Origin of the sequence: Massilia timonae CCUG 45783 (assembly GCF_000315425.1) — a bacterium.
Lineage (GTDB): Bacteria > Pseudomonadota > Gammaproteobacteria > Burkholderiales > Burkholderiaceae_D > Telluria > Telluria timonae.
Genome location: NZ_JH992924.1, coordinates 2,599 through 23,314 on the forward strand (window position 1 = coordinate 2,599; position 20,716 = coordinate 23,314).

Below are 20,716 nucleotides of genomic sequence, written 5' to 3' on the forward strand. Positions count from 1 at the left end.
CGGTCGCATCAATGAATTGCTGCAGCAGACCCGCTTCGACAGCCGTGCCGATTTGCAGACCACATTGATGAACTATTTGAAGCTATACAACCACCACATTCCGCAGCGTGCACTCGATGCAAAGACGCCCATCCTCGCGCTCAAAGAATGGCAGCAAAAACGGCCGGAATTATTCGTTAAGCGGGTTTATGAACAGGCGGGACTTGACAGGTAGGTTCGCTGTGGCGAGCCTTGTACCAAATAAGCCTCTGGGAAAAATCCCGATTGGAAACTACAATAGTCGCTGATGTGCTGACTGATGTTGCTGACTGATACGAAAGGTATTTTCCCGATGGAGCGGCGTACCCACACCTGGCTGGTGGATGGCACCGATATGAGGACGCGTTCGCGCATGGGCGGAAGAAACTCTCTCAAGGGTTTCGAATTCCAGGCAGCGCATGCCGTTCACATGATGACGCAACTCCTGACTTGCGAGGGTAGCCTAGTCCAGCTGCGCTATGAAGGGGCACAAGACATCGACCTCATGCTGGGGCATGGGCGTCAGCTTTTCATTCAGTACAAGGAAACAGGCGACGTCGAGTATACCTTCGACGCCATGAAGGATATCTTGCATGGTTTTATGCGCGACGCGGTTGATGCCTGCGGACATCCGCCTGACCTCGAACGGCTTGCAGACCTGAGACTGGGCTTCCTGCTTGTCACCACAGGCGTCTTCGTTGGCGAGGAGATTATCTCGGTGTTGCGCAAGACCAAGACGAAGGTGAAGAAGCTCGCCGCCCAGCTTGCTGCCGACTTCGTCTACGACGAGAACAAGCTCGACAGCCTCGACGATTGTCAGCGCATCGCGGCCTATGTACTGGACAATGTGGAATTCCAGGTGCATCCGAAACTGCGGGGCATCAATGAACCCGAGCTCATGGCAATCGGCCGGCTGGCCCTGTTCGGGGTGCCGCCGTCGCGTATCGCTGCGTCGATCGCGCAGATCACGCAACTGCTGACGCCTCCGAGAAAGGTTTTCCCGGCGGATGTGGCACACTGCCTTGACGGTTTGCCCGATGAGCATCCCGCTAGCGGACGCGGATGCATTAATTTTTTGCCCAGCGAAAACTGCTTTCCCGCGCGAGCCCTTGTGGCGCAGGAGTTCAGAGACAGTGGGCGGGTGACATGGCCGGCAATCCACTTCGAGCTCGATATAGCGCGTGACGCAGAGGCTGACATCCGGGCGAAGGTAATGGGTCTTAGCGAGTCAGGCGGGCTAGTGCTCGTCTCTGGCGCCGCTGCGTCCGGAAAGTCCACCCTGGTGCGGCGCATCGGGTGGGAGCTGCATCGCTCGGGTGCGGCCCTCGTGCTGGAAATGACCAATCCCGCCGTCCTGGACAAGCAGTCCTGGGATGAGCTAATTCGGCTCGCCGGGCTGACCGTGCGGCCGGTGGTCGTGATCGTGGATGATATCGACTCGTACTCTCAGGTCTTCGACCAGCTGCGCCGCAGGTCAGCCAAGGGCGTTGTCATCCTTTCCACGGATAAGGACCGGCAATGTGTCCCGAAAAATGTGTTTATGAACGTCCTATACCATGCGCTCGAGACCGTGTCCGCGAACGAGTTTGCGCGGCTCGAAACCAAGTCCGGCCGGATCCTCGGCGACAAGGCGAAGGAAAAACTGTCGCCCCTGATGCGACATGGCGAAATGTTCGCTGTGTCCCTACTGGTGCAGGGGTCCAGCCTAAACACAGTGGCGGACCAGACCTTGCTTCGGCTGAGGCGCATTGCTCCCGAGCTCGAGACCGTATTCCTCGGCCTGTGTGCCTGCGGCGCCAACGACCAGACCATGCCAGCAAGCCTGTTCCTGCGCATGCTTCCATTGGACGAACTTTGGGAAGTGGCCAAGCGGGAACGGCTCGTCTTCGTCGAAGGAAACAACCGGGTACGCTCTGGCCATGCGGCCCTGGCCAGCAGCATCGTGGAACGTTCGGGAACCGACGCTGCCACCCTTAAAATTGTCTTGCTGGAGGACGTCGACTTCGAGAATGCTACCGAGCGGCGGTTCGCGCTTGGGCTGGTGTTGAACGGTTTGGACGAGCGTAGCGCGCGAGACCTTGCGCGCTATCCGCTTCAGCTCGAGAAGTTCGCGAGTTCTATTATCCGGTATGGAGAATACTTGGATATCAGGCGTTGTGCACGGGCGATCGATGCGGTGGTCGCCGCTGGGGCGACGAAACTGGCTGGCGCAGTTCGACATTTGAAGGCAGCGCTTATTCCTGAACGCGTACGCAGCGGTCAGGATGCCATCGCCTATCTGAATGACACGGAAAACTTCGCTGTCGCATACGGGGTGGTATCACGCATCTTTGCCTCACCGACAGTCACTTTCGGGCGTAGTTCGTTCATGCGTTGGGTAACCGAACAGGGACGAGGGCATGCGGACCTGCAGCGCGAGGCTGTGACCATCCACTTCAACTGGTTGCAGCACAACGCTTTCCCGGTGGCAGAGACGTATGCACTGGTCAACTTCATTCACGAGGGGAATTACAAGCTAACGGATGAGCTACGCGACGAATATGCGCGACTTCTTCATGTCGTATTGGCCGAGGTCGGATTCTCTGCGCAAAGCCGCCCTGAACTGGTCCTACTGTACTCGGTCTGCGATACGATCCGCAGCAGGATTCGCAAGGAAGATCTGTACGACGCCTTACTGGCGACCGTGATGCGGAATTTCCCGGCCAGTGACCTGGCACGCAATGTCTATCTGCTGCGCCACCTGATGAGTACGGCGAATGACGCGGGTGGGGAAAAGGGCCGCCGTGCAGTGCTGCGCCACGTCATTTCGATCCTGCCCCTGGTCCCCCCGCATATTTTGAGAGCCGTCGGCAAGGCAATGGTGAAGGTGGTGGCAAAGGAATGCCCGTCGCTATTAGGCGACTGGTCGCGGAAGTTTAAGACGACCGATCCAGCAGATGTCCCGACGCTGACGAAAGATTTCGTGGATACGCTGCAGCCTTACCTTGTCGGGGCTGGCGTCTGAACTCGCTCGACCGAAAAGCCATCGAGGGTCGCGGTCCCGATAGCAAGGTCAATTGGGCAGTACGCTGTGCGCAGATTGCGCTTGTTTAGAGGTCGTGTTAATAGCTCTACCATACTAGATAGCCTATCGATGTTCGCTTGACCGTACCCACATCAGGCGAATCGAAACGGACGCACTGAAAATGTCGACGAGGGGCAATCTGCGTTACTACGCTATAGTTCAAACGGTCCAGCACCAAATTTGGGAGAGAACTACCCTCTAAAGGCCAAAGCGCTGGAAAGTGACGCTATGTACAACAACACAGCCTTGGCTAGTGTTCGTGTTGCAGATTCGCAACTCTTCTTTCTGACCCATCTCCACCCGCAGGTTGATGGGTTGCTAAATTACCAACTCATTCGACTATCGTTTCCCGCTGAAAACGCTTACGATAGCTATCCCCGCAGGCACGGACTCCTATTATTGACTACGTTGCTGGCGGTGGCTGCGTGCCTGGCTGCGACCTCCTGAACGTCAAGCAATTTGAAACATTCCATCGGATTTAAAGATAATTATGGTAGATAACGGCATCATTTATGCAGACACCTTGTGGAAGTCTGCTGACGCCCTTCGCGGGCAAGTCGATGCAGGAGAGTACAAGCATATTGTCCTTGGCCTATTATTCCTCAAATATATTTCCGATTCGTTCAGCGAGCGTCGTGAACAAATCAAAAGTGAACTTAATGCCGATGGCATTACCGGCGAGCAATGCGAAGCATTGTTGGAAAGTCGCGACGAATACACCGCCGAGCGCGTTTTTTGGGTACCACCCGAGTCGCGCTGGGAGACCTTGCAAGATAAGGCTGTGCGTCCTGATATCGCAATCCTTATTGACGAAGCTGTGCTAGCTGTTGAGCGTGATAATCCGAATTTGAAAGCTAAGTTGCCGCGAGATTATGCGAGACGTGGCATCGATCCAATTAAGCTTAAAGGACTAATTGACCTAGTTTCAATGATCGGTTTCAAAGGGAGCTACGGTAAGGCTCGCGACACGCTTGGTCGGGTATATGAGTATTTCTTAGGAAAGTTTGCCCAAGCGGAGGGAAAATTAGGAGGTGAGTTTTATACACCGCGAAGCGTTGTGAAATTGCTGGTTGAGATGTTAGAGCCTCATGAAGGTCGCGTATATGATCCTTGTTGTGGGTCAGGTGGCATGTTCGTACAATCGGAAAGTTTTGTAGAGTCTCATGGCGGTAAGAAAACCGACATATCAATATTTGGTCAAGAGTCGAATCCCACGACTTGGCGCCTTGCTCACATGAACCTTGCGATTAGATCCATTGAGGCAAACTTAGGAAGTCAGCCCGCTGACACATTCCTACGTGATATGCATCCGGACTTAAAAGCAGATTACATTATTGCGAATCCTCCATTTAATATTTCGGATTGGTCGGGAAAGCTATTACAAAACGACGTTCGTTGGCGATACGGCATTCCTCCAGCCGGGAATGCGAATTATGCTTGGATTCAACACTTTATTCATCACATGGCTGTTCCAAACGGCAAGGGCGGTGGAGTGGCCGGCTTCGTTATGGCCAATGGCTCTTTAGCTAGCACGGCAGGAGGCGAGGGTGAAATCCGTCAGCGAATTATTGAGGATGATCTTGTGGATGCAATTGTCGCGCTTCCACCACAACTTTTCTTCACAACGGGAATTCCAGTTTGTTTATGGTTTCTTACAAGGGATAAGACAGGAAAAAACCTTAAACACGGATGTCCAGGTCGTCCGAACGGCCGTATAAAAGAGACGTTGTTCATCGACGCCCGACAGCTCGGAAATAAAGTTACCAGGTTGCAAAACGTGTTGAGCGGCGCCGATGATGGGGAAACAGTCGACGCAAACGGACGTGGAGATCCAAAACCGAACTCTGACATCGGGCGGATCACGTACGCTTTCCGCCAATGGCGCGGTGAGCCTAAGCCGGATTGGTGGGATGAGCATAGAGATGGAGTTTGGGAGTACCGCGATATACCTGGTTTCTGCAAGACCGCAACTCTGCAGGAGATCGCGGAGCGAGGATATGTCCTGTCACCAGGTTTATATGTCGAGACAAAGGGTCGCGATGGCTCAAACGATGAGCCGTTCGAGAAGCAATTCACTGCAATACTCGAGCAACTTGAGTCACTTTTTGCGCAAAGTGATGAGATCACATCCAATGTGCGTCAGATGCTGAGTAGTTTGCCGAAAGACGAGATCAAGAATGGCTGAACTTGAAAAATTCGTGCCGTTGGATTGGAAGCCGTATAAATTAGGTGACGTTACAAGGGAAGTCACCGAAAGGTTGGGCACTAACAACGCAGGTGTGCAAGTATTCGGGGTCGATCGCGCAGAAGGCTTAACATCTAGTCCAAAATATCAAGCAGATGAGCTTTCTCGATATAAGCGCATTCGACCGAGCATGTTCGCCTATAATCCAATGCGTTTGAACATCGGGTCAATCGGTTACTGCTCTGATATTTCATGTGATGGGGTGGTTAGCCCAGATTACATTGTTTTCGAGTGTGATCCTAATTATCTAAATTCGCGATATCTCAATTTGGTTACAAAGACGGATGAGTGGAATGATTGGGTTCAATCAGCAGGCATAGGATCGGTTCGTGTGCGAATCTATTATCGTGAACTTGCACGTATGCCCCTGCGCTTGCCGTCTTTGCCCGAACAGGAGGCGATTGTCCAGATTGTCGATTCAATTGATAAAAAGATCTCACACAATTTGGCCGTTTGCGAAAAAATCGAAAATTTAGTACAAATTTTGTTTCAAAATTGGTTCGTGGATTTCGGCCCTTACCGTGCTAAAAACCTTGGTGCTAATTCGTTCGCATCGTTCCCACAAAAGACCTTTAACTCTATACAAAGCGAAGAGTTTGATGAGCATCCGACCGGTTGGACAGTTCAGCCGTTAGCGAGCATAGCATCGTTTATGAACGGACTGGCTTTGCAAAAGTATCCTCCAAGGGGCGATGGCGATGATTTGGGAGTCATTAAAATTGCGGATTTGCGAAAGGGTGAGCCTAGTAGGACGGAATTTGCTAACGCGGAAGTTCCTGGGCAATACATGATCGAAGATGGCGATCTGCTGTTTTCTTGGTCAGGGACATTGGAGGCTAAGTTTTGGTTTGGCGGCCGCGGGGCGCTTAACCAGCATTTGTTTAAGGTAAGTTCTGCTCAGTTTCCGAGCTGGTTTTGTTTGATGTGGATCAAGCATCACTTGCCTTGGTTTAAAAAGGTCGCAGCTAGCAAGGCAACGACTATGGGTCATATCAAACGTGAACATTTGACTGAAGCAAAAGTAAATGTTCCTCCGCCCGAGATCTTGATGGTAGCAGACACTATATTTCGCCCACTATTTGATCTGTACGGAAGTCTTACTTTGGAAAACCGAGAGGCTAAATCAATGCGGGATGCAATAAGCTCTAAATTGCTCACGGGAAAAATTCGCTTACCGATAGCGAGAGATTGATGAGTACTGTTCAAAGTTTTGAATTGTCGAGTTGCAGACAGTTATTAGAACTTTACCCGGAATCAAGGTCTATACTTCCGGCCGTCGAGGTTATCGAACGTACGATCTTCCAGGAGCCCGGCATTGCTTTCACACACTGCCGGGGCTTACTGGAGACTGTTTGCATCAGTATTTTGGCAGACAGGGGTCAGGAAATTCCACCGGAATCAAAACCTAACTGGCTAATGACTCAAGCGCTGGCGACCCTAGAACTAACTAGTCGCAATGCAGAGGACAAGGACGCTGAGCGCGGTGTAAGCTCTGTATTGAAAGGTCTGAACCTGCTTGTTGACGGAATTGTTGCGCTAAGGAACAGCCAAGGAATCGGTCCGCATGGCAGAGACGCACTCGAAAAAATGTTATCCGTGGAGTATGCCTTACTCACCGCTCGGGCTATGGATGCTGCAGTAGGCTTGATGTTTCGTCTGCATCGTGAGCAACTAAATAGAAATCCTATGAGCCAGCTCCGCTATGGAGCACACCCAGACTTCGATGAATACTTGGATGAGCGATATGCTGACATTGTGATCGAAGAGGTGCCAATCCAAGCCAGTGTAGCGCTTTATCAACAAGATCGCCGCGCCTACCAAAAAAGTCTTGTCGATTTCCGCGCAGGTCAAGCAGAGACGTCGGATATTACCGAGGGCCAAGTGCTCCACGAGAATTCAAATGGATGAATCGATAATTGAACTTGCAGCATCTGCATGGTTTGAAACACTCAGAATTCATGTATTAGATGCGGCTGAAGTAGACGAGGATCCGCTCAATGGGCCTGCAAGTTTCTTCCTTGGCGGACCGTTAACGGCTGCCCTTCAACGCTTGAATGAATCTATTCCGGTGTCGGCCTTAGAATCAGTGCAGCGGACGTTGAGGAATCCGCCTTATCCCACTTTTGTGAATAACAATCGTTGGTTTTACCAGCAGTTGACTGACGGGGTAGAAGTTGAATATCAAACCGCTGCTGGGGAGACTAAGCAAGCACGTACTAAGCTAATAGACTTTGATGACCCGAGGCTTAACGATTATCGTGTTATTCGCCAGATGTCGGTGACTGGTCCGGCCGGGAAGTTAGTTCGCCCAGATTTGATTTTTTTCATAAATGGTATACCATTTGCTATCATCGAACTGAAGAGCCCGACTCGTCAAGCGGCGTCCATAGATGCGGCAATCGCGCAGGTTAAACGTTATGGTGAAGTCGCGCCGAACCTCTTCCTGTCAAATTTGTTGTTGATTGCGTCTGATGGCGCAACTACCCGGGTTGGAACAGTTTCGAGCGGGAACGATAGGTTCCAACCTTGGCGGTCAGTGTATGCGGAGCAACCTACCTTAGAAGGTGCGATTCGAGGAATCTTTGATCCATCTTTGTTTCTAGATTTGCTCCGCAATTGTGTTGTATACACTGAGTCGGTAGATGGGAGCGTGACGAAGCTGCTTGCCGGCTACCATCAGTTCCGAGCCATGCGAAGCGCTCGAGCGAGCGTGCTATCGAATATCTGCCCCCCTGTAGGAAGTGGTGATGGGCGTGGGGGGGTTGTGTGGCACACTCAAGGGTCCGGTAAATCATTAACAATGCTCATGCTCTCAGGAGCACTAATTAGAGAACCTCGTCTAGCTAATCCAACAATCGTTATAGTCACAGATAGAAATGACCTCGACGATCAGCTCTTTGCTACATTCGCGCAAGGTCGCTCCTTACTTCGGCAAGATCCTGTACAAGCTGAAAGTCGTGCACATTTAACGCAGCTCCTGACGCGGCCTTCTGGTGGAGTTGTTTTCACAACTATATTCAAGTTCACTGAGGAGCAAGGCGAGCTGTCAAAACGTCCGAATATTGTTGTGATTGCCGACGAGGCACATCGCAGCCAATACGGCTTTGTCGAAGGTGGAGCACGGTGGATGCGGAAGTCGCTTCCAAACGCGACGTTCGTCGGCTTCACTGGTACGCCGCTCGAAAGGTCTGACAAGAATACCATCCAAGTTTTTGGCGACTATTGCGATATTTACGACATCCGCCAAGCTGTTGACGATGGGGCAACGAAACCGTTGTTTTACGAATCACGCATCGTACAGCTCAGTGTCGACCGCTTGCAAATTAAGGAGGCTGAAACCGAGCTCAATCGTGTAGCCGCTGCAGATGAGTGCGGAGCTGAGATTTCGCCTGATGTTAAAGTGCCATTAGAGATATTAGTGGGTGCTCCTAGCCGGCTTGCAAAAATCGCGAGATTTGTCGTTGAGCATTGGGAACAACGTAGATGTGCCTTTGAAGGGAAAGGCATGGTTGTAACCATGAGCCGCGACATTGCTGCTCGGTTATACAACGAGATTGTTGCTCTACGTCCGGAATGGCATTCCGATAGTGACGATGAGGGCTATGTAAAAGTTGTTATTAGTGGTACAGGTTTCGAAGAAACACCGCTTAAGGAGCATGTTCGTGGCAAGTACGCCCGACGGCGCCTTGCAGATCGATTCCGAGATCCATACGATAGTCTTCGTTTAGTTATCGTCTGCGACATGTGGCTAACGGGGTTCGACTGTCCAGCAGCCCATACGATCTATATAGATAAGCCTCTCGCAGGGCACAATCTCATGCAGACAATTGCTCGGGTAAATCGTGTATTTGGTGATAAGCCGGGCGGTTTAGTGGTGGATTTAATTGGCTTAACTGACCAGTTAGCAGATGCGATTGCGACCTATACGCGCGCAGGTGGCACGGGGGAGGCGATTCAGCAAGTTCAGGAATCGGCCGTTCCTGCCATGCTGTCGGCGTTAGAAAAGCTCGAGGCGTTCTTTTATGGCTGTGATTATCGAAAAGCTCTTGAGGTTGAGCCCACTTTAGCTCCAGAATATTATCTGGCTGCTGCCGACCATGCGCTCGGACAGCCTGATGGTTGGACCCGACTCCGTGCGTTAGTAAAAGAGCTAGCGTTGGCTTTTTCTCTTTCGGTTCCACGTCCAGAAACAGATTCTATTGCTCCACAACTTGCATTTTTTCAGCGACTAGTTGTCTTAATCAAGAAGCGCGTTATTAGCGATGAATTTGACAGTCCAGCAAATCCAAACGGTTCAGTTGAGGCTGCCGTCCGCCAAGTAATAGGCGGAACCATCAACGCTGGCGAGGTTCTAGATCTTTTTCAGATCGCTGGATTAGGAACTTCACAGATTGGCATTTTAAGTGAAGACTTTCTTTGTCGGGTCGGGGCTTTACCTCACAAAAATATTGCATTAGAAGCTCTCCGAAAACTGTTAACTGATCAGATCACATTGACGGAGCGAACAAATGTCGCTCAGAGCAAGCTGTTCCGCGAAGCGTTAGAAGAGGCGATGTTGAGGTACACCAATAAGGCGCTGACCACTGCAGAGATGGTTACGCAGCTGTTGGATTTGGCACGAGAATTGAGAAGTGCTAAAGAGCACGGCGATTCCCTTGGATTGAGCGCGGAAGAAACAGCGTTTTACGATGCTCTTGCTGAGAATGGCTCCGCAAAGGAGGTTATGAAGGACGAGACACTCCGGTTAATGGCACGAGAGCTCGTTGAAATGGTAAAACAGCTACCGAAACTTGACTGGTCTCAACGCGAATCAGTACGTGCGGGCTTACGACGAAGTGTACGCCGATTACTGGCTAAATACGGATACCCTCCGGACTTGTCGGCAGACGCAACTCAACTAGTTGTTCGGCAGGCTGAATTGTCAACGCAAGACTTATCGGATTAAGGTATTCGTAATATTGCTAGGCGCGCGTCGAAGTCTGCAGACAGACAACCTGACCTCGCATAACCGGCAGCTCGTCGAGGAACAGCACCCCGTGGTGCGCCAGCGACACCTCGCCCGGCCGCGGCAGGTTGCCGCCGCCGACCAGGGCCACGCCGGACGTCGTGTGATGCGGACTGCGAAACGGCCGCTGGCGCCAGCGTTCGGGCGCGAAGCCGCCGGCCAGCGATTGCACGGCCGCCGACTCGAGCGCCTCGGCCTCGCTCATCGGCGGCAGCAGGCCGGGCAGGCGCGCCGCCAGCATGCTCTTGCCCGCGCCCGGCGGGCCGACCAGCAGGACGGAATGGGTCCCGGCTGCCGCCACCTCGAGCGCGCGCTTGGCATGCTGCTGGCCCTTGACCTCGGCGAAGTCGGGATAGGAAGGCAGCCGCGACAGGCCGGGGCCATGGTGGCGCGCCAGCTTCGGCGCGTCGGGCGCATTGGCGAAGTGGGCGCAGACCTCGAGCAAGGTGCGCGCCGGGTGGATGGCGGCTGCCTCGACCAGGGCCGCTTCGTCGGCATTGGCCAGTGGCAGGATGAAGGCGCGCATTTCGTCGTCGCGCATCTCGTCCTTGCCTGAGCGCGCCATCGCGAACGCCATCGCCAGCGCGCCGCGCACCGGGCGCAGCTCACCCGACAGCGACAGTTCTCCCGCAAATTCGTAGCGATGCAGCGCATCGTCGCGGATCTGGCGCGAGGCGGCCAGGATGCCCAGCGCGATCGGCAGGTCAATCCTTTGGGCACCAACATAACTGTTAACTGATAAAAATCCCTTAATAATCAGAGGGTTAGCTTAACTAACAACATCGTTGTTTTCTTGCACGATTCCAAAGTCATACGATGGAGGACGCTATTGCGTCCGTCCGCATAGCATCTCAAAGCCGCGCACCGACGTTCTCATTTGCACAAGAGTAAAGTACAATCCTCTATATAAGCGTTTACTGTAAGCTGCCCCTAGCCATGCCCGATCGGTCTCCTCGGAGCAACCCCTATCCACAAATTTACTGTATCCGCGGGCGCTAAACCAAAATTAACGAGAGTGAGCGTCGAGGTTGTAGTATTAGCTTTACCAATTCGTACGACCTAACTTCACATCGGTAAATGTCGTAGCTTAACTTGAGCACTACCCCCGTTGGCTAGCCCGGCTATAGAAGCGGCAATGCTGTCGCTTATCGTTGCGCAGCTTTATCCATTCCGAAAAGAAGCAACGATGACGTGGGCACGATAGCAACGTTAGTCTTGGTCATTAGCACGCAATAACTGTTGACTGGCATTATATATGTGTAATTGTGGAGTCTTAACTTGAACTCGCAAAACAAAGAGACCGACGCGCGCATCAAAATCGACGATCAGCTGCGTGCGGCGGGCTGGAACCCAGCTGACAAATCACAAGTGCTTACCGAGGTGTTGGTCTCTAATGTCCAGGCCGCTGTTCAGAATGCAGAACCACTAAACTCATTCGATAACGTGGGGCAGGGACCGTCATCGTTTGGACGGGCTGATTATGTTCTGCTTGATCAACGCGGTCGGCCGATTGCTATTATCGAAGCCAAGAGACAGGCTATTCAACCATATACTGCCAAACAACAAGCACTTCCATATGCAAAGCAAGCGCAAGCGCCGTTTATCTTTCTAACGAACGGAGAATTGATATATTTCTGGGATTACCAGAACGACGATGCTCGGATTGTGAATTCATTCTTTTCTCGACGGGACCTTGAAAAGATAATTCACATGCGTTCGCAGCGCAAGCCATTGGCCACAATAGCTATACCCGATACTTACCTAAGGCAAGGTGAGATCCGGACGCTGCGGCCTTATCAAAATGAGGCAATGCAGGCTCTGGATCGCGCTGTAGAACTCGGGAAGCGCCGATTCCTTATCGAACTGCCTACGGGGTGTGGAAAGACAGACTTAATCACACTATACATTAAGCGATTGATGGAAGCAGGGCAAGCTGAACGAATACTGTTTCTGGTCGACCGTGATCAGCTTGCTAAACAGGCTGTCGAGGCAATCCAAGACTTATTGCCAAACTACTCGAGCTATTGGCTTAAGCCTGGGATGGTCCGGCAAGAAAAGCAAATTACGGTATGTCTGTTGCAGACAATGATCGGGCGTTACTCGGAATATACGAGTGGGTATTTCGACGTCGTCGTAATGGACGAATGTCATCGATCAATTTACGGTGCTTGGCAAGCGGCATTGTCGCACTTCGATGCGTTGCATATTGGACTAACCGCCACACCTGCCGTCTACATCGAACGTAATACTTTTCAATTCTACCACTGCAAGGATGGTACACCCGACTACTCCTACACAATTCAAGAAGCTTTCAAAGAAGGATTTTTGATTCCCTATAAGTTTGCTACTGGAATCACTACACTGGTATCAGAGGGAACTACCGTCGACGACGAACATTATGATCCGGCCGAGTTCGAACGCAAGTGGACTAATGAACGAAGCAACCGGTTGATGATGAAGGAGTTCGACCGCTTAGCTTGGGAAAACTACAAAGAACTCGCGCCCGGGCAGAAAGACGGCCCCGGCAAATCTATCGTATTTGCGATTACAAAGCATCATGCAGCCCGATTGGCTCAGTACCTCAACGAACTACATCCTGAGCACAAAGGCCGCTATGCCGAAGTGATCACGTCCGATGTATCGAACGCTGAAGAATTGATACGCGATTTCAAGCGGGAAGTCCTGCCCATGGTAGTGGTTAGCGTTGGAATGCTCGACACAGGCTTTGATTGTCGCGAGATCCTTCACCTTGTAATGTGCCGAAGAGTACGAAGCCCAATCCTGTACCAACAAATGCGCGGTCGGGGTACACGTACTGCACCTCATATCGGAAAAAACAAGTTTGTAATCTACGACTTCTTCCGTAATCATGAGTATTTCAATGACTCAGACACCGACATCTTTTCTGGAGGCGGTGGGGGTTATGCGGTTAAACCGACGAGATCAAGCGGAAAATCACCTAGAGAGCTGATCGAGTTAGGTCTGGAGGATGAATGGCTCGATGCGGTCCAGTATATTGAGGTTGGTCCAGATGGTGAGCGCGTTGACAAGCGAGCCTACGTTACCGATTGGGAAAATACGGTACAGCAAGGCGCGCACACAGATCCGATAATCTCAAAGGTTAAGGCGGGCAACTCCTTAACTGATGAGGAAGAACAGAAGCTAGCTCAGCGGCTGAATCAACCCCAGCACTATTTTAATGAAGAGAATCTGCGACGCGCTTATCGCAACCCGGGCGGTAATCTTGTTGACTTCATTCGCGCGGCTTTGGGTCTTCTAAAGATAAAAAGCCGCGAGGAACGTGTGGAGGAAAATTTCCGAGCTTGGCTTGTGATGAAAAATATAAATCCGGAGCAGGCACAATATGTTGCCCTGCTTAAGAATCGAGGAATAGTCAAGGGGAAAGTGTTGATCGACGATCTTTTCAATCCTCCACTATCCATTTTGAATGCTGCTGACATCGGCATCGAGCTTTTTGGCGAGCAGGGCCTCCGGAATGTTATGGACGAGATTAACGACTCCGTCCTGGCAGCGTAAGAATATGAACTTAGGAAACAAGAATGAATCAACAACTCCGCCGTAAGCTGGACCATATTACCGGTATTCTATGGGCAGGCGGCGTCACAAACCCTGTTACGTATATTGAGCAGATCTCGTATCTCATCTTCTTGAAGCTTTTGGATGAAGAAGAGTCTGGCAGGGAATTACGTGCGCGCATGGGCGCAACAGGCGGAAACGCTGTACTGTTGTTTCCGAACCAAGCTGAGCGATATCGATGGAGTCAATGGCGATTCAAAAGCGGTCACGAATTACGCGACTTTATTCGTGATGAAGTATTTCCTTACATGGCGTCTCTAACAAAAGATGAACCCGAAGTTGCGGAGTATTTTCGAGATGCGATCCTAGAGATCTTTGATCCGAACGTTCTCAAACAGGTAATTGATGAGCTTGACGGTTTCGAGTTTCGAAAGCTGGGACCGGACGTAAAGGGAGATATATTCGAATATCTTTTAGTTCATCTTGGGTCCAGCTCGCTGAACGGCCAGTTTCGTACGCCACGTCAGATCCGTTCTTTCATGGTTGAAATGGTCGATCCTGATTTCGGAGACTCATTTTTCGACCCGGCTATGGGGACGGGTGGTTTCCTAATCGACGCAATTGATCACCTCCTTGCTAAATATTCAACGGAAATTAATGAATATCCTATATATGGTGAAGATTGGCTCGAGAAAAAGGGACGATCGCTTGCAGAGCTGAAAAAAGATATCCCGCGTCTGCAGACGTATCGGAAAGGCGCAGGCGAAAAAATACCGGACTGGAAAGTACTTGAGGCATCAGTCTATGGAACAGATGTTTCAAGACAGATGGTCCGTATCAGTATGATGAATCTTGTGCTCCATGGCGTCCGTCACGCTAAACTTAAACGAGCAAACTCGCTATCTGATATGGGTGGTCTGACTGATGATGATCTTCGTCGCCGTTACCAGGTGATTTTAGCTAATCCACCTTTCGCCGGTCAATTGCCTAAGGATTCAATTCGTTCTGATCTGCCAACAAACAGCAAGAAAAGCGAGTTATTATTTTTGTCGCTAATGATGCATCATCTCGCCCCAGGCGGACGATGTGCCGTTGTAGTGCCTGAAGGCCTTCTGTCTGGCTCAACAGGCGCACATGTCGCTCTTCGAAGCAAACTGATACGAGACTTCGATCTTCTAGCGGTTGTTAGCCTACCATCCGGTGTTTTTAAACCTTATGCAGGAGTGAAAACGGCTGTTTTGGTATTCCGTAACCCAATATCGGATACTGCCAAACGTCCAAACAAGGTTTGGTTTTATGAAATACATAACGATGGCTACGATCCCGACAAGATAGTTGGGGGAGGGCGTATGGAAACGCCTGAAAAAAATGACATCCCCGACCTTCTTTCTCAATGGAACTTATATAAGGCGAGCGGCTTTACTACACCTCCTGGGATCGAAGGTAACACATTGCTACCTTATGATGCGACGGCACCTGACTGTTGGTGGGTTGGACACGATAAATTAGCAGAAAGCGATTTCAACCTAAGCGCAGGGCAGTGGAAACCTCGACTAGTCGAGAAAACAAACGACGAGGATCCCGCCGTATTAGTAGGAGACGTTTTGTCGAATTATCGGAAAGTTGTTTCCGGTTTAGAAGATCTATTGCAGGAACTAAAAAAATGAATTGGCTTCCTGTAACAATCGGGGACGTCTGCCTGCCAATATTGCAAGGAGATCCCGTTCGGATTGGGCGACGCGTTTTTCGCTACATTGACGTTGCTGGGGTAGACAGAAATTCTAAGTTAATTGTCCGAGCGGATCAGATCGAAGCTGAGAACGCGCCAAGCCGTGCTCGAAAGATCGTGCATGCGAACGACGTGATCGTCTCGACCGTTAGGCCAAATTTGAACGCAGTTGCTTTGGTCCCAGAAGCGTTGCACGGAGAGATCGCGTCAACGGCCTTTGCTGTGTTGCGGGCAAACGATAAATTGATTCACCCCGAATATCTGTTCTATTGGGTACAAAGTCGCCAGTTCGTGGATTTTTTAACAATTAACGCGACGGGCGCAAGTTACCCGGCAGTTACCGAAGGCATTATCAAACGCTCGAAACTGAACCTTCCCACACCAAGCGAGCAGGCCCGTATTGTTGAGTTGCTGAAGGAAGCAGATCGGCTGAGACACTTGAGGCGTTATACAGATGCGCAAGCAGCAAGCATTTTACCTACGCTCTTCAATAGAATGTTCGGAGATCCAGTTAGCAATCCAATGCGATGGCCGGAAGAGCCCCTGTCTGAAGTCATTCCACGTCTTGAAGCAGGGTGGAGCGCCCTAGGTGAGGGTAGAGCACGACAAGCTGGTGAACTTGGCGTATTGAAGATAAGTGCCGTTACAAGCGGTGTATTTCGTCCTGAAGAAAACAAGGCAGTATCGGAGGTCGAATTCTCTCGGCCCCTGCTGATGCCCAAGCGCGGCGACCTTCTATTCAGTCGCGCAAATACTCGCGAGCTGATTGCTGCTAGCTGTGTCGTTGACGATGATTATCCAGACCTCTTTCTATCGGATAAGCTTTGGCGACTTATACCAGATTCTCGAAAGGCGTCTGTGCTATATCTCAAAGAGTTATTCTGGAAAGAAGGAGTGCGAGACAAGTTTAGGGCAGTGTCTTCAGGAAGTAGCGGGTCCATGCTGAATATTAGCCAAGATGCGATGTTGCGTACTCTCGTGCCTCTGCCACCCATTGAGCTGCAAAAAAAATTCGAACATATCGCGTGGGGCGTTATGGAAAAGCTGAAAGCTGCCCAAAACGCGGCAAAACATTTGGACAAAGTTTGGGTGCATATGCTTGAAAATGCTTTTCTCGGCAAGTTGACCGGTCAATGGCGCACTGCCCGCATGCATGAATTGGTTGCAGAAATGGAAGAGTGGAGTCGAATCCAGGACTTACCTAGTTTAAGGGAAGAGGCTTGCTTATGAACCGTGCTTTACAAGGTCTGCATGTAGGTAATTTCAAGGCTTTCGCTGATACCCAGCGCATTCCAATAAAACCTATTACTTTGATTTTTGGTGCAAATAGCGCAGGAAAATCGAGTTTTATTCATAGTCTAGCTTTAGCACACGAGGCTCAGTTTGGCCGTGAAAAAAGAAACCTAGCTCGACTTGATGTCCACCATACTGATGTGGGCGGTAGTGCTATTGATTTAGGTGGTTTTCGGCAATATGTTCACCGAGGTCAATTGAACAAGCGCGTTGAGTGGGGAGCCGAGCTCAAAGTAAATGCGTTAGCTGGAAACAAGGATCAACGAATCGCGAAGTGGCTGGCGCCTGTAAATACTGTGGCATTGAATATCGCTTTAGGTATGGAGCTTGATGATCAGGATCGCCCTATATCTGGTGTTGAACCGCGAGTTGATTCAATTGAAATAATAGCCGACGGTACGGAACTGCTGCGCATGAGCCGCCGGCCAACTGCAGTGCAGTTAGCTCATCATGAAGGCGAATACTTGCGGGTAGATCGGCTTGCAAGCGATCATCCAGTTTTCCAGGAAGTACTTAAGGCTATCATAGAGGCGCAAACAACTTCCGAAGAAATGCGTCCCGAAGACGTTAAGGCGGCTAATGAGGGCATTGCAGAATGGCTGCCTGAGTTATTAGTACGTGTTGATCAGTTCTTCCCATCTGGTGTTGAGCTGCCTAAGGCCGTGACGAGTGATTTATCGTCTGCCAACATGTTATTTCCGGTCAGTAAAGGAAACCGTCAGGAGGATATTGCTCACGCCGTAAGGCTCGTTTTGCCCAGGATGCTTAACGATCTGATCAAAGGACTGGCTCTCGCTGTAGGGGACCAATTGAAACAACTGCAGTATCTTGGACCATTACGTTCCTTCCCGCCACGACACGTTTCGTTCGTAGAGCACGAGGACGCAAACTGGTATGCAGGCGGCGGCTACGCCTGGGATGTCGTTCGACGAGACGACAAAGTACGCGAGACGGTCAACAGTTGGTTAGGCTCTAACAAGTTAAAGACACCCTACAAGCTAGTGGTTCGATCTCTACTAGCCCTTGATGACCTACAGACCCCATTGGAAGAGGGACTTGAGAAACTGCAGAGTGACGGCTTGGAAGTCGAGCTGGATTATGATGACGATGACGCAAGCCCAATAGGCGCATACTCCGTTATTAAAGATGTAGAAGCAGCCGCTCTGGACATATTGAAAGAACTTAATATGTCCGACGCTGATCGTATTCGCGAGCTTGTGCTAGTTGATCAGCGTACGAATACTGTGGTTACTCATAGGGATGTGGGTATAGGGATCTCTCAGGTACTTCCTGTACTTGTCATGGCTTACGGCTCAAAAGGAAAGCTGTTGGCAATGGAGCAGCCCGAAATTCACCTTCATCCAGCACTGCAGGCTGAACTAGGCGATGTTTTCATTGAGTCGGCATTAGGGGATCGGAAAAACACTTTCATATTAGAAACTCATAGCGAGCATTTGATTTTACGAATCATGCGCAGAATGCGCGAAACACACCTAGGTAAAGCAACTGGTCTTCCGCCAATAACGCCCCAAGATGTTTCGGTGTTGTATGTAGAGCCGGACGGGACACATAGTATCGTCCGTGAGATGCCGCTTAACGAGCTAGGTGAACTCGTGAAATCGTGGCCTGGTGGTTTTTTTGAAGAGGGATTTCGGGAGCAATTCGGTGATTCTTGATGAATATGCGCTTATTCCGGACATTTTTGATCCTGCGGCTTATAGTAAACCAGAATTAATTGAAGCGTACCTTCCGTTCTTAAAGGAGCCTTTATTGCAAGAGGGCATTGTTCGTGATCTATGCGACGGGGGATGGCGTCAATTCTGCATTCAGAACTCTTCAGGGTTGCATCGACTATCCAAAGAAATTATCAGAAAACTTGCTCAAGGTAACCGTCTTCGGCGATATCCACGCCAGCTCGGGACAGGTCCTCTGAACGCAACTGATTGGTGCAACGAGGGGCTAGCCGCGTCCGGCATTGAACCGTTAACTGGGATTATTGCTGGGCACAACACAAAGCAAGTTTTTGCGCAGACCGAAGTGGCATCAATCGAAAAGCTTACCGGAACTTCTTGGTGGCAGTCTCGCAGTCCTTCGATCACAATTGATCGAAAAACTAGCGAATACGAACGGGTTCTGTATAGGCTTCTGCGCCAGGCAAATTCTCTGATGTTCATTGACCCAAACCTCGACCCTAGCAGTCACAGTTATAGGGAATTCGGTCTATTGTTGGCGCCGCTGAAACACCGGGCAGTTAAGCCACGTATTGAAATTCATCGAAGTCTCTGTGATGGTGATGGACCAAGGCGAACATTTCCAGATCTGGCAACTTGGCGAACACGGTTTGAACCTCTTCACCTCATACTTGTTTCCCACGGACTGAGCGCTGAGGTCTTTGGATGGGACGACTTTCATGACCGATATCTCATCACCGATATCTTAGGTAGTACTACGCCTGCTGGCTTTGACGTATCTGGAAAGCCAGATGATTTTTCGACCTGGGGGCGTCTGGGTCGAGATGATAAAGATAAGATACAAAGATTGTTCGATCCGGCAGCTCGCGGTGGGAGCCTAAGGTGGCGCTTTGTCATTGGAGCTTGATTAGCCCAGGCTACCGATATCTTGATGCCTGCTGAGCCAGCACGGTAATTCTTGAGGTGCTATATCGTAGTTTGACGGTGCGGTCGCCTGTTTAGTGAAAGCTCACATTGTGGCTGGCTAACGCTACAATCCAGCTCGCAGTAGGACTTCTGAGGGCGACACACTGAGACCATCGCAGATGCGGATGAGATTTAGGATGCTGAGATTCCGCTCTCCGCGCTCTATGCGACCCATATGACTTCGATCGATCGTGCAACGATGGGCTAACTCTTCCTGGGAGAGACCAAGCTCTCTCCTGAGAGCACGGATCGCGGCTCCTAAAGCACGTAAACGTATTTCTGCGGGTTCGAGCGGCTTGGTGGACATTGCCGCATCGTGCTGTCTTCGTGCACAATAGACCACGGCATTTACGGCCCATTTTCACTTCCCCTGACCAACCGGGGCACCTAGGAGCTACACGTTGAACACCGTACGAATGAAAAACGCTGATAAGGCAAACCTGACTGTAGAGAAGAAGGGAGTCTTCCTCCGCATACCAGAAGATATGTACGAACATTTGTTGAACCTGTCAGCTGCTGCGACGCTCGTACAGCGTAAGCAAGTAAGCGTCCCCTCGATGATTTTTCAAATTCTAGACGACGCGTTAAAGACGGGACGTACTCAGATTAACGTCTCATTGAAACGCTAGTTTCGTTTGGAACAATGCTTACGTGACTCATCGAACAGGGAAGTAAGTGCCGTATCTATGAAAAATATTCCTTTAAAGGTTTTTATCGATACTGAGTTTACAAGTTTGATTAACCCCAAACTGATTAGCATTGGTCTAGTCGCCGAAACAGGCGAAGAAGCTTATTTCGAAATACCCTTCGACCGTACGATATGCAGCGAATTCGTCCGGGATGTCGTTATTCCTTTGCTCTTACAAGATCAAATTACGCTAATATCATCTGATCTATTGAAGGATAAGATCGTACAGTGGCTTAAACTGGTTAAAGCAACAGAGCAAAAAGTTGAGATTTGCTTCGATCACGAATACGATTGGATGCTCTTTTTCGAGGTAGTGGGAGATGTATCTTGGATAAATCCAAGAAATATTGACTATGAGCTCTCTCTACTCCTGTTGGAAGACTTTTATGCTACCAATAAATTAGCTGAGCATTTCGCGTTAAACGATGCGAGGGCGAATGCTTTTGCATTTCGCGAGCGTAAGACGATTGGATAAGAATC

General features: G+C 50.4%; 12 protein-coding genes and 2 pseudogenes. 12 read left to right on the plus strand and 2 right to left on the minus strand.

What is annotated here, in order from left to right; translation table 11 throughout:
• The 6 genes and pseudogenes from HMPREF9710_RS15175 to HMPREF9710_RS27180 form a co-directional block, all read left to right on the plus strand.
• Positions 1-214 (plus strand): annotated as a pseudogene (locus tag HMPREF9710_RS15175) (IS481 family transposase); the annotation flags it as partial.
• 84 nt (positions 215-298) lie between these two features.
• Positions 299-3,022, plus strand: a complete 2,724-nt coding sequence (locus HMPREF9710_RS15180; protein ID WP_040776873.1) for a P-loop NTPase — start codon at positions 299-301, stop codon at positions 3,020-3,022.
• Positions 3,023-3,572: 550 nt separating this feature from the next.
• Complete coding sequence (locus HMPREF9710_RS27165) at positions 3,573-5,267, plus strand: type I restriction-modification system subunit M (protein WP_005667747.1); 1,695 nt, start codon at positions 3,573-3,575, stop codon at positions 5,265-5,267.
• Positions 5,260-6,519, plus strand: a complete 1,260-nt coding sequence (locus HMPREF9710_RS27170; RefSeq protein ID WP_005667748.1) for a restriction endonuclease subunit S — start codon at positions 5,260-5,262, stop codon at positions 6,517-6,519. Before HMPREF9710_RS27165 ends, HMPREF9710_RS27170 begins: the two co-directional genes overlap by 8 nt.
• The gene (locus HMPREF9710_RS27175) at positions 6,519-7,235 is read left to right on the plus strand and encodes an abortive infection family protein (protein ID WP_005667750.1); all 717 of its coding nucleotides are present in this window, start codon (positions 6,519-6,521) and stop codon (positions 7,233-7,235) included. The genes HMPREF9710_RS27170 and HMPREF9710_RS27175 overlap by 1 nt, the downstream gene beginning before the upstream one ends.
• Positions 7,228-10,272, plus strand: a complete 3,045-nt coding sequence (locus tag HMPREF9710_RS27180; protein ID WP_005667752.1) for a type I restriction endonuclease subunit R — start codon at positions 7,228-7,230, stop codon at positions 10,270-10,272. Before HMPREF9710_RS27175 ends, HMPREF9710_RS27180 begins: the two co-directional genes overlap by 8 nt.
• A 43-nt stretch (positions 10,273-10,315) precedes the next feature.
• Here HMPREF9710_RS27180 and HMPREF9710_RS15190 read toward each other — a convergent pair.
• Positions 10,316-11,044, minus strand: a pseudogene (locus HMPREF9710_RS15190) (ATP-binding protein); the annotation flags it as partial.
• 566 nt (positions 11,045-11,610) lie between these two features.
• Between HMPREF9710_RS15190 and HMPREF9710_RS15195 the strand changes: the two are divergent.
• Genes HMPREF9710_RS15195 through HMPREF9710_RS27200 form a run of 5 tightly spaced genes read left to right on the plus strand, consistent with a single transcriptional unit; the run spans position 11,611 to position 19,489 of the window.
• Complete coding sequence (locus HMPREF9710_RS15195) at positions 11,611-13,869, plus strand: type I restriction endonuclease subunit R (protein WP_005667756.1); 2,259 nt, start codon at positions 11,611-11,613, stop codon at positions 13,867-13,869.
• A gap of 23 nt (positions 13,870-13,892) precedes the next feature.
• On the plus strand, positions 13,893-15,536 hold the full coding sequence (locus HMPREF9710_RS27185; RefSeq protein WP_005667759.1) for an HsdM family class I SAM-dependent methyltransferase: 1,644 nt from the start codon (positions 13,893-13,895) through the stop codon (positions 15,534-15,536).
• The gene (locus HMPREF9710_RS27190; protein WP_005667761.1) at positions 15,533-16,828 is read left to right on the plus strand and encodes a restriction endonuclease subunit S; all 1,296 of its coding nucleotides are present in this window, start codon (positions 15,533-15,535) and stop codon (positions 16,826-16,828) included. The genes HMPREF9710_RS27185 and HMPREF9710_RS27190 overlap by 4 nt, the downstream gene beginning before the upstream one ends.
• Entirely contained in the window at positions 16,825-18,567 is a 1,743-nt protein-coding gene (locus tag HMPREF9710_RS27195) for a DUF3696 domain-containing protein (protein WP_005667763.1), read from the plus strand. Before HMPREF9710_RS27190 ends, HMPREF9710_RS27195 begins: the two co-directional genes overlap by 4 nt.
• On the plus strand, positions 18,557-19,489 hold the full coding sequence (locus HMPREF9710_RS27200; protein ID WP_218918209.1) for a hypothetical protein: 933 nt from the start codon (positions 18,557-18,559) through the stop codon (positions 19,487-19,489). The genes HMPREF9710_RS27195 and HMPREF9710_RS27200 overlap by 11 nt, the downstream gene beginning before the upstream one ends.
• A 123-nt stretch (positions 19,490-19,612) precedes the next feature.
• On the opposite strand, the gene HMPREF9710_RS27205 is transcribed toward HMPREF9710_RS27200, so the two are convergent.
• Entirely contained in the window at positions 19,613-19,855 is a 243-nt protein-coding gene (locus HMPREF9710_RS27205; RefSeq protein ID WP_081589938.1) for a helix-turn-helix domain-containing protein, read from the minus strand.
• 379 nt (positions 19,856-20,234) lie between these two features.
• Between HMPREF9710_RS27205 and HMPREF9710_RS15215 the strand changes: the two genes are divergently transcribed.
• A complete protein-coding gene (locus tag HMPREF9710_RS15215) occupies positions 20,235-20,711 on the plus strand; it encodes a hypothetical protein (protein ID WP_040776883.1) in 477 nt (158 codons plus the stop codon).
• Positions 20,712-20,716 lie beyond the last annotated feature (5 nt).